12 protein-coding genes, 1 riboswitch and 1 other annotated feature are annotated in these 8594 nt (G+C 40.4%); of the genes, 4 read left to right on the forward strand and 8 right to left on the reverse strand.

The genetic code is table 11. The features are described 5' to 3' along the window. Positions 1–20: 20 nt before the first annotated feature. Positions 21–113, forward strand: a riboswitch (THF riboswitch). A gap of 139 nt (positions 114–252) precedes the next feature. From folE to folK, 4 genes are read left to right on the forward strand one after another with little or no spacing between them, the layout of a single operon-like run. Continuing rightward, positions 253–813 (forward strand): GTP cyclohydrolase I FolE, encoded by a 561-nt coding sequence (gene folE, locus VIK44_RS10165; protein ID WP_331553791.1) that lies wholly within the window; start codon positions 253–255, stop codon positions 811–813. A gap of 9 nt (positions 814–822) precedes the next feature. Beyond that, positions 823–1305 (forward strand): HD domain-containing protein, encoded by a 483-nt coding sequence (locus VIK44_RS10170; protein WP_331553792.1) that lies wholly within the window; start codon positions 823–825, stop codon positions 1303–1305. A gap of 48 nt (positions 1306–1353) precedes the next feature. Next, the gene (gene folP / locus VIK44_RS10175) at positions 1354–2181 is read left to right on the forward strand and encodes a dihydropteroate synthase (RefSeq protein ID WP_331553793.1); all 828 of its coding nucleotides are present in this window, start codon (positions 1354–1356) and stop codon (positions 2179–2181) included. Next, positions 2163–2987 (forward strand): 2-amino-4-hydroxy-6-hydroxymethyldihydropteridine diphosphokinase, encoded by an 825-nt coding sequence (gene folK / locus VIK44_RS10180; RefSeq protein WP_331553794.1) that lies wholly within the window; start codon positions 2163–2165, stop codon positions 2985–2987. The genes folP and folK overlap by 19 nt, the downstream gene beginning before the upstream one ends. Before the next feature lie 192 nt (positions 2988–3179). Here folK and VIK44_RS10185 read toward each other — a convergent pair whose 3' ends face one another. The 8 genes from VIK44_RS10185 to secE form a co-directional block, all read right to left on the reverse strand. After that, positions 3180–3764: a hypothetical protein gene (locus VIK44_RS10185; protein ID WP_331553795.1), complete on the reverse strand. Its 585-nt coding sequence runs from the start codon at positions 3762–3764 to the stop codon at positions 3180–3182. Positions 3765–3784: 20 nt separating this feature from the next. Then, positions 3785–5236: a proline--tRNA ligase gene (gene proS, locus VIK44_RS10190; RefSeq protein WP_331553796.1), complete on the reverse strand. Its 1452-nt coding sequence runs from the start codon at positions 5234–5236 to the stop codon at positions 3785–3787. A 128-nt stretch (positions 5237–5364) separates the two neighbouring features. Further along, complete coding sequence (gene rplL, locus VIK44_RS10195) at positions 5365–5745, reverse strand: 50S ribosomal protein L7/L12 (RefSeq protein WP_331553797.1); 381 nt, start codon at positions 5743–5745, stop codon at positions 5365–5367. Between the two features lie 50 nt (positions 5746–5795). After that, a complete protein-coding gene (gene rplJ, locus VIK44_RS10200) occupies positions 5796–6317 on the reverse strand; it encodes a 50S ribosomal protein L10 (protein ID WP_331553798.1) in 522 nt (173 codons plus the stop codon). A gap of 24 nt (positions 6318–6341) precedes the next feature. Further along, positions 6342–6468, reverse strand: a sequence feature (ribosomal protein L10 leader region). 78 nt (positions 6469–6546) lie between these two features. Continuing rightward, positions 6547–7236 carry a 50S ribosomal protein L1 gene (gene rplA, locus VIK44_RS10205; RefSeq protein WP_331553799.1) on the reverse strand — a complete coding sequence of 230 codons (690 nt, stop codon included), beginning with the start codon at positions 7234–7236 and terminating at the stop codon, positions 6547–6549. 62 nt (positions 7237–7298) lie between these two features. Then, positions 7299–7724: a 50S ribosomal protein L11 gene (rplK, locus tag VIK44_RS10210; protein WP_331553800.1), complete on the reverse strand. Its 426-nt coding sequence runs from the start codon at positions 7722–7724 to the stop codon at positions 7299–7301. A 70-nt stretch (positions 7725–7794) separates the two neighbouring features. Further along, positions 7795–8331, reverse strand: a complete 537-nt coding sequence (gene nusG, locus VIK44_RS10215; RefSeq protein ID WP_331553801.1) for a transcription termination/antitermination protein NusG — start codon at positions 8329–8331, stop codon at positions 7795–7797. 13 nt (positions 8332–8344) lie between these two features. Continuing rightward, on the reverse strand, positions 8345–8594 hold a 250-nt coding region (gene secE / locus VIK44_RS10220; RefSeq protein WP_331553802.1), incomplete at its 5' end, for a preprotein translocase subunit SecE.

Genomic DNA, 8594 nt, shown 5'->3' on the forward strand with positions numbered 1-8594 from the left:
AATACACTCAATTGAATATAAACAGAGTAGATAAGATGCGTAAAGTGTTAAGGGATGGGAAGTTGCCTTTAAACGAAATGCGACCATTGCGATATCTTGTTGCTTCCGCTGGACCCCTGGACTAGAAAATCGAGGGTTGCGGAAGCATTGCTTAAAACTTTTTGTTTTATTTAAGTAATGCTTTTTTTATTTGGTTTTAGCAAAAACCATTCCAAACCGCGGATATAACCCAAGTTTGGCGATAGGAGAAAAATGATTGATCAAAAAAAAATCCAAGAAGCTGTTGTCATGATACTGGAAGCCATCGGTGAAGACCCAAACCGTGAGGGACTCATTGATACACCGGATCGAGTAGCCCGTATGTATGCGGAAATTTTTTCCGGTTTTGGCAAAACTGCCGAACACCACCTTTCAAAAACCTTTCCTGTGAAATCCGATGATGTTGTGATTGAAAGGGATATTCCTTTTTATTCGATGTGTGAGCATCATCTCATGCCTTTTTATGGCAAAGTTCACATTGCGTATATACCCAATGGCAGAGTAGCCGGCCTTTCTAAACTGGTACGAACCGTTGATATCTACACCAAAAAACCCCAGATTCAGGAATCCCTGACCACAGAAATCGGAGAAGCCATCATGAAATATCTCAACGCCCGTGGTGTCATGGTTATTATTGAAGCCCAGCATCTTTGCATTAACATGCGTGGGGTTAAACGCCCGGGAACAAGAACCATCACCGCCATGCAGGCTGGTATTTTTGAAAATAATAAAGAGTTAAAGGACGAAGTCCATAAACTCATGAGCATTAACTAGGCATATTCTATGGAAAATTTAAAAAACACCAACAAGCTCTTTCAAAATGCCGACTATCAAAAACACTTGAAAAGCATTAAGGGCTATGAAGAAAAACGAAAGTTTTGCAGACATAATCTCTCGCACTTTTTAGCGGTAGCTCGTATTGCTACCACTAAAAGTCTTGAGGCTGGCTTAAGCATCCCCCGGGATCTTATTTATACCACTGCTCTTCTCCACGATATCGGTCGTTTTGTTCAGTACAAGGATAAAACACCCCATGAAATTGCATCCTACGACCTGGCAATTTCGTTGCTTGAGCAATTGGATTTCAATTCCGACGAAAAAGAACAGATTCTCGAAGCAATCCTGAATCATCGCAACCCGGAATCCCAGATGTTCAGCCACATTTTTTACGAAAGCGACAAGCTTTCCAGGGAATGCCTGAGTTGCCCGATGGAAAAGAATTGTGATTGGGGTTCAAAGAAAAAGAACCTTTTCATAAGGTACTAAAAAATCCAGATACCACTGGGATAAAAATAAATCAAAAGGAGGTCAACCATGCTTATTGGCAATAGAAATTTTGATTTAGAAAATGATATCGCCATTATGGGGATTTTAAATGTCACCCCAGATTCTTTTTCGGATGGTGGCGAATTCAATTCCCTTGACAAAAGCCTTCAGCACGTTGAAAAAATGATTAATGATGGTGCGGATATCATCGATCTCGGTGGTGAATCAACCCGACCAGGGCATAAATCGGTGGCAGAGTCCGAAGAAATTGACCGTGTGGTTCCGATGATTGAAGCCATTCGATGTCGGTTTGATATTCCCATTTCCATTGATACATACAAAAGTAAGGTTGGTGAACTGGCTATCCAGGCTGGAGCCAACCTTGTCAATGATGTCTGGGGATTCAAGCGAGATCCTCGTCTGGCTAATATCACAGCAAAATACGACGTTCCCTGTGTGCTTATGCACAATCGCAACGACATGAATTATAAAAATCTCATGGTTGACATGCGCCATGATCTGGAAGGATCCATTGATATTGCCCTGAAAGCTGGGGTTTCTAAAAATAAAATAATCCTGGATCCCGGTATTGGCTTTGCCAAAAATTATGAGCAGAATATGGCTGTCATGCAGCATTTAGAATTGATCCTGAAACTTGGCTTTCCTTTGCTTTTAGGCACCTCCCGTAAGGGATTCATTGGCCTGACATTGGATTTACCGGTGACTGAACGGATTGAAGGCACGGTTGCCACCACTGTGATTGGTATCATGAAGGGGGCATCCATTATTCGTGTTCATGATGTACTGGAAAATAAACGCGCCGCCATGATGACTGCTGCCATTTTGAAAGGAAAAGAATGGATAAACTGTATATAAAAGATCTTGAAGTATTTGCCTACCATGGAGTCTTTCCTGAAGAGAAGAGCTTAGGCCAGAAATTTCTTATTTCAGTAACCTTAAACTTAAACATGCGTGAAGCAGCCATTACCGGTGATCTCTCAAAATCCGTTCATTACGGAGAGCTTGCCCATGCCCTGGAAAAAGAATTTCAGAAGGAAAGCTATGATCTCATTGAAACTGCCGGAGAAAAACTCACTACCTATGTACTGAACAACTATCCGATGGTCTCGCTGGTTAAAATCATGATTAAAAAACCCTGGGCCCCGATTCTTCGATCAATGGATACCATCGCCATTGAAATTACCAGGGAGTGGCATCGGGCTTTTATTGGCTTTGGTGCCAACATGGGAGAAAAGCTTAAAAATATTGAAGCTGCCATTGCTCGCTTAGGCGCAATGGATGAAATTAGTATTCTAAACCAATCCACGATTATTGAAACAGAACCCTGGGGATACGAAGATCAGGATGCTTTTTTAAATGGCGTTCTTGAAATAAAAACGTTCTTACCTCCCCGGGAGCTTATGATAAGGCTTTTAGGGATTGAAGAAGAATTAAAGCGTGAGCGGACGATTCACTGGGGACCACGAACCCTTGATTTGGATATATTATTTTACGATAATCTTATCTCCGATGACCCTCATGTGATTCTTCCCCACCCCAGAGCCCATGAACGGGGCTTTGTCATGGAACCCATGGCGGAAATTGCCCCTTATTTCATTCACCCGTTGTTTAACAAAAACATGTCCGAACTGCTTAAAGAATTAAACAAAAATCTCGCATAGCTGCATTTGAGTTTATAAACAATAAAAAAGAGGCCAAAATTGGCCTCTTTTTTAATTGTCGACAAAGCAGAAAAGTAAGTCCTGGGGACAATGGTAATAACAAGTTGTCGGCATCATGGCGCACAGGCGATCGCCTGTACGAACATGCAGCCGACAACGATTTACCATTGTCCTCAGGACGGGTTTGTTCGTTTATTTATTCCCAAAGGAAATACCGTAAGCCGTGCGACTGGGAGTCGGGAGCCCGGCTTCTGAAAGGGTCACCCCTATTTTTTCTTCAAACCCGGAAAAAAGCTCAAAGAGCCTTTTTCCGGAATCCAGGTGAAAACCGTCTTCTCCGGGATAGATGCAATCAACCAAATCTGCATCATAACGTTTCTTGATATCTTTTTTCATGACTTCCTGGGCAAAGCCACAGGCAAAATTGCAAAGCTCCATTGTAATATACTGTTCCAGCATTTTCTCTTTTGTTCTGCAATAATTCTCAATTTCTAAACCAGAAGTCACAATGTTAGGAATAACCAAACCCCCATGACGAATTTTCTCCACTGCAACTGTACTGCAAAATAAAATATCATCCAAATAAAAGTGGTCAGCATCAATAATTTTAGCCTCAGATACTCGGTATAAAACCTTTGGATTTGAAATGTCTTTTGCAGCATCCAGGATTGTTTGAATGGGTATTGCTCGTTTCGATCCTCTTATCATATGGATATGTTTATAAAATTCTTCTTCATCTAAAGTGAACTCAAGGTTTGTCATTGCAATGATACTCATTTTATCTCGCTTTCGTAATCCTAGTAAGCACGGGCAAAATATACCATTTTTTCAGCAGACTTATCGCAACAAACACATTTTCCTTCATAAAGAACTTCCTGTTCATCATCAAAGGGAACACAGCGAATGGAAGTGCCTGTTTCTTCTTTAACTTTTTCTTCGCAGTCTTTATCACCACACCACATGGCCTTAATAAAGCCCGGGTTCTCATGTAATTTCTTTTTAAAGTCATCCAGATTTTCCGCGGTGGATGTTTTTTCCTCACGCATTTTTAAAGCTTTATCAAAAAGGTTTTGTTGAATTTCTTCTAACAGTTTTCCAACCGTTTCGGCAATATTTTCCAGGCTTACCTGAACCTTTTCTCCGGTATCACGTCTGGCCAGCACGCATTGTCCATTTTCAATATCTCGGGGTCCGATTTCCAAACGAATGGGAACGCCCTTCATTTCCCATTGGTTAAATTTCCAGCCAGGAGAATTTCCCTCAAGATCATCCACTTTTATCCGATATTTTTTATCCAGTGCTTTGCTTAATTCCCAGGCCTTGTCCAGAACCCCTTCTTTATGCTGGGCTACCGGAATAATAACCACTTGAATCGGGGCAATTTTTGGAGGCAATACTAAACCATTGTCATCCCCGTGAACCATAATGATACCACCAATTAACCTGGTTGATACTCCCCAGGAAGTATGAAAAGGATAAGACTGTTCATTATTTCGATCAAGGTAGGTAATGTCAAAGGCTTTCGTAAAGTGCTGCCCCAGGTTATGTGACGTTCCGGATTGTAATGCCTGTCCGTCATGCATCAGTGCTTCCATTGTATAGGTGGCGTCCGCACCGGCAAATTTTTCTTTCTCACTTTTTTTGCCAACCACCATGGGCATTGCCAACACATTTTCAGCTATTTCACGGTAAATGTCTAACATCTGCATGGTTTCTGTTTGGGCTTCTTCATGTGTTTCGTGAAGGGTATGGCCTTCCTGCCAAAGGAACTCGGAAGTTCTTAAGAATGGACGAGTAGTTTTTTCCCATCTTACCACAGAGCACCACTGATTGTACAGGTATGGCAATTGTCTGTAGGAATTCAGCCACTTGGCATACATACTGCAAATAATGGTTTCCGAGGTTGGTCGTATTGCTAATCGCTCAGCCAGTTTCTTATCACCACCATGGGTAACCCAGGCGACCTCCGGTGCAAAGCCTTCAACGTGCTCTGCTTCCTTTTTCATAAGGCTTTCAGGAATCAAGAGGGGAAAGTACATGTTTTCATGGCCAGTCTCCTTGAAACGTTTGTCATAGGCACTCTGGATCAACTCCCAGATGGCATAACCATAGGGTCGAATGACCATAAAGCCCTTTACCGGGGAATAGTCCACTAATTCTGTTTTTGAAATAACATCCGTGTACCATTGGGGAAAATCGACTTCCATCGAGGTGATTTCTTTGACATGATTATTTTGTTTTTTACCCATTTTTCTTCCTTCTCAGACATTTGTCTGTTAATTTAAAAGACCGCATCCTGAAGTAATCAAGAAATCCTCTGACAAACAAAAAAATCACCTGCGCAAGCAAGTGATTTTTCATATAGGTTATCGAGGAATTATTTTACTTCGATGCTTCCGCCTACTTCTTCGATTTTAGCTTTAATTTCTGCAGCTTCTTCTTTAGTAGCGCCTTCTTTAACTGGTTTTGGAGCTTCATCAACTAATGCTTTTGCTTCTTTTAAGCCTAAGCCAGTGATTTCACGAACAACTTTGATAACTTTGATTTTTTGATCGCCAACAGCTGTTAAGATCACTTCAAATTCAGTTTGTTCTTCAGCTTCTTCAGCAGCAGCAGCAGGAGCAGCACCGGCAGCAGCCATAGGAGCAGCAGCACTTACACCGAATTCTGTTTCTAAAGCTTTTACTAATTCAGATAATTCTAATACGGTTAAACCTTTTACGTCTTCGATTAATTGGGTTACTTTTTCACTTGCCATTTTATAATACCTCCAAATATTCTTTCTAAAATTTTAATTCAATTGTAAAACTAAGCTTGTTTTTGTTGTGCAATCGCATCTAATGCGACAACTAATCCACGCAGGTTTCCGTTTAAAACGTTGACGAAACCTGAAATTGGAGAATTTAAGGCGCCTAAAACTTGGGCGACCAAAACTTCACGTGGTGGTAATTCTGCAAGTTCTGCTACGCCTTTGACGTCTAAGACCTTACCTTCAACCATACCTGCTTTAATGACTAAAGCCTTATGTTTCTTTGCAAACTCACTGAATATTTTTGCTGGTGCTACCGGATCTGTGTTACAGAAAGCAATCGCAGTAGGACCTACTAAAACATCAAGAAGACCTTCATAACCAGTTTCTTTGGCTGCAAAGCGCATCATTGAATTTTTGTAAACCTTGTATTCGACGCCTGCATCTCGCGATTTAGCACGAAGTTCAGTTACTTCTTCAACGGTTAAGCCACGATAATCAACGAGAACCGCAGTTTTTGCGTTGCGAAATTTTTCGGCAATTTCTTGTACAACGACTTGTTTAACTTCAATCTTTGCCATATGTTATGTGCACCTCCTTTTAAAAATCGTATCAAAAAAGCTCACTCCACAGTGTGAAGAGAGCTTTATAATTCATATAAGCTTTTTCTCTTCAACCTCGGTAGGATTTATGTAAAACACCTACTGTCTATGGATGAATGATATTATTTGACAACGACGATATTGTATCATTTGTCATTTTCTATGTCAAGTCGATTCGGGTCTTCAGTTAAAATTTATTAACCGGACCTTAGATTTTTCCTGCATTGATTTTTATACCAGGGCTCATTGTGCTTGCTAAGGTAACACTTCTAAAGTATAGTCCTTTGGAAGCTGATGGTTTTGCTTTTTTAATTGTTTCGAGTAAAACAATCATGTTTTGAAGTAAAGCTTCTTGTGAAAATGAAGCCTTTCCAATAATAACATGGATGATGTTGGTTTTATCCAAACGATACTCAACCTTACCGGCTTTAGTATCAGCAACCGCCTTTGCGATGTCCATAGTAACTGTTCCTGATTTAGGGTTAGGCATTAATCCTTTAGGTCCTAAAACACGTCCTAAACGGCCAACTTTACCCATCATGTCAGGGGTAGCAATCATTATATCAAAATCAAACCAGTTTTCCTGTTGAATTTTTTCAATCATATCGTCTTCACCAAAGAAATCTGCACCAGCTTCCTCAGCTTCTTTTAATTTATCGCCTTTGGCAATAACAAGAACTTTAACTGATTTACCTGTACCATGTGGCAGAACGATAGCTCCACGAACCTGTTGATCTGCATGACGTGAGTCAACACCCAGTTTAATATGCAATTCAATGGTTTCGTCAAATTTCGCAGTCGCCATTTTTTTAACTTGAACAATTGCTGCATCAAGATCAAACAATTCCTGCTTATCATAGCTTTTTACTAAATCCTGGTATTTTTTACCTTTTTTCATTATAGCCTCCTTGTGGTATTAACGGTTTCCCTCCCACTTAAGGTTTTTCTAACCTTATAGAATTATTCTTCGATTGTAATACCCATGCTTCGGGCAGTTCCAGCGATCATTCTCATTGCTGATTCAACGGATGCTGCATTTAAATCAGGCATCTTTAGGGTTGCAATTTCTCTTAATTGAGCTTCAGTTACTTTTGCTACCTTTGTTTTGTTTGGTTCGCCTGATCCTGATTCAATCCCAGCTATTTTCTTTAAAAGAACTGCTGCCGGTGGTGTTTTTGTTATAAACGAAAACGATCTATCCTGAAAAACAGTAATCACTACAGGAATAATCATTCCAACTTCATTTGCCGTTTTTGCATTGAATTCTTTACAGAATCCCATAATGTTAACGCCGTGTTGTCCAAGTGCTGGCCCAACTGGTGGTGCTGGCGTTGCTTTACCTGCATTAATTTGTAATTTAATAAGTCCTATTACTTTTTTTGCCATGTTAACACCTCCTTCATTTTATTTTTGTATGTTTTCTCCCGCGGGAGCAAGCATGAAGAATTGTTTTCCCTTAAGCATTTAATTTCTCGATTTGTTCAAATCCCAGTTCAGCAGGGGTTTCCCGACCAAACATTGAAACATTGACTTTAACCTTTGATTTCTCCAAATTCACTTCTTCGATAATCCCGGTAAATCCTTCAAGGGGTCCTTCAATGACCTTAACTTCTTCTCCTACTTGCATGCTGATTTCCACACGCTGTTGACGGATGCCCATGCTTTTTAATTCAGCTTTGGTCAATGGCACAGGTTTCGAAGCTGGGCCAACAAATCCGGTAACACCACGCGTGTTTCTCACAACATACCATGAATCATCAGTTATGAACATTTTAATCATGACATAACCTGGAAATAGTTTCTTTTCTTTGACGACGCGTTTGCCGTTTTTGGTTTCCACTACTTCTTGTACAGGAACCTGAACCTCTAGGATCAGTTCCTCCATATTTCTGTTTTCTACTGTGGCCTCAATGCTAGCCTTAACCTTATTCTCATAACCTGAATAGGTATGGGCTACAAACCATTGTGCCTCATCGTGTTGATTATTTTCCATGGTTCTCCCTTAACTATTTATTGAGCAATAGCCCAGCAAGTGCCCCTAAACCTGAATCAACAACCCAAACGAGTAAAGTAAAAATTGAAACAATACCTGCGACAACGCCTGTACGTCGTATTAATTCGTCTCTTTCCAACCAGGTTACTTTTTTCAACTCATGGTAGACGCCTTTAATAAAGCCTACTATTTGCTGGAAAACATTTGGCCTTTTACTCTTTTCGCTTGATTTTTTTTGAGGTTTTTTATCATTTTTTACCGGT

The sequence above is a fragment of the Acetobacterium sp. genome (assembly GCF_036508315.1).
Lineage (GTDB): Bacteria > Bacillota > Clostridia > Eubacteriales > Eubacteriaceae > Acetobacterium.

What these genes read in the sequence shown, in the direction of transcription:
- rplK (WP_331553800.1), bottom strand. Translation starts at nt 7,724, where the DNA reads ATGGCAAAAAAAGTAATAGGACTTATTAAATTACAAATTAATGCAGGT.
- nusG (WP_331553801.1), bottom strand. Translation starts at nt 8,331, where the DNA reads ATGGAAAATAATCAACACGATGAGGCACAATGGTTTGTAGCCCATACC.
- rplL (WP_331553797.1), bottom strand. Translation starts at nt 5,745, where the DNA reads ATGGCAAGTGAAAAAGTAACCCAATTAATCGAAGACGTAAAAGGTTTA.
- folE (WP_331553791.1), top strand. Translation starts at nt 253, where the DNA reads ATGATTGATCAAAAAAAAATCCAAGAAGCTGTTGTCATGATACTGGAA.
- folP (WP_331553793.1), top strand. Translation starts at nt 1,354, where the DNA reads ATGCTTATTGGCAATAGAAATTTTGATTTAGAAAATGATATCGCCATT.
- proS (WP_331553796.1), bottom strand. Translation starts at nt 5,236, where the DNA reads ATGGGTAAAAAACAAAATAATCATGTCAAAGAAATCACCTCGATGGAA.
- rplA (WP_331553799.1), bottom strand. Translation starts at nt 7,236, where the DNA reads ATGAAAAAAGGTAAAAAATACCAGGATTTAGTAAAAAGCTATGATAAG.
- VIK44_RS10185 (WP_331553795.1), bottom strand. Translation starts at nt 3,764, where the DNA reads ATGAGTATCATTGCAATGACAAACCTTGAGTTCACTTTAGATGAAGAA.
- folK (WP_331553794.1), top strand. Translation starts at nt 2,163, where the DNA reads ATGGATAAACTGTATATAAAAGATCTTGAAGTATTTGCCTACCATGGA.
- VIK44_RS10170 (WP_331553792.1), top strand. Translation starts at nt 823, where the DNA reads ATGGAAAATTTAAAAAACACCAACAAGCTCTTTCAAAATGCCGACTAT.
- rplJ (WP_331553798.1), bottom strand. Translation starts at nt 6,317, where the DNA reads ATGGCAAAGATTGAAGTTAAACAAGTCGTTGTACAAGAAATTGCCGAA.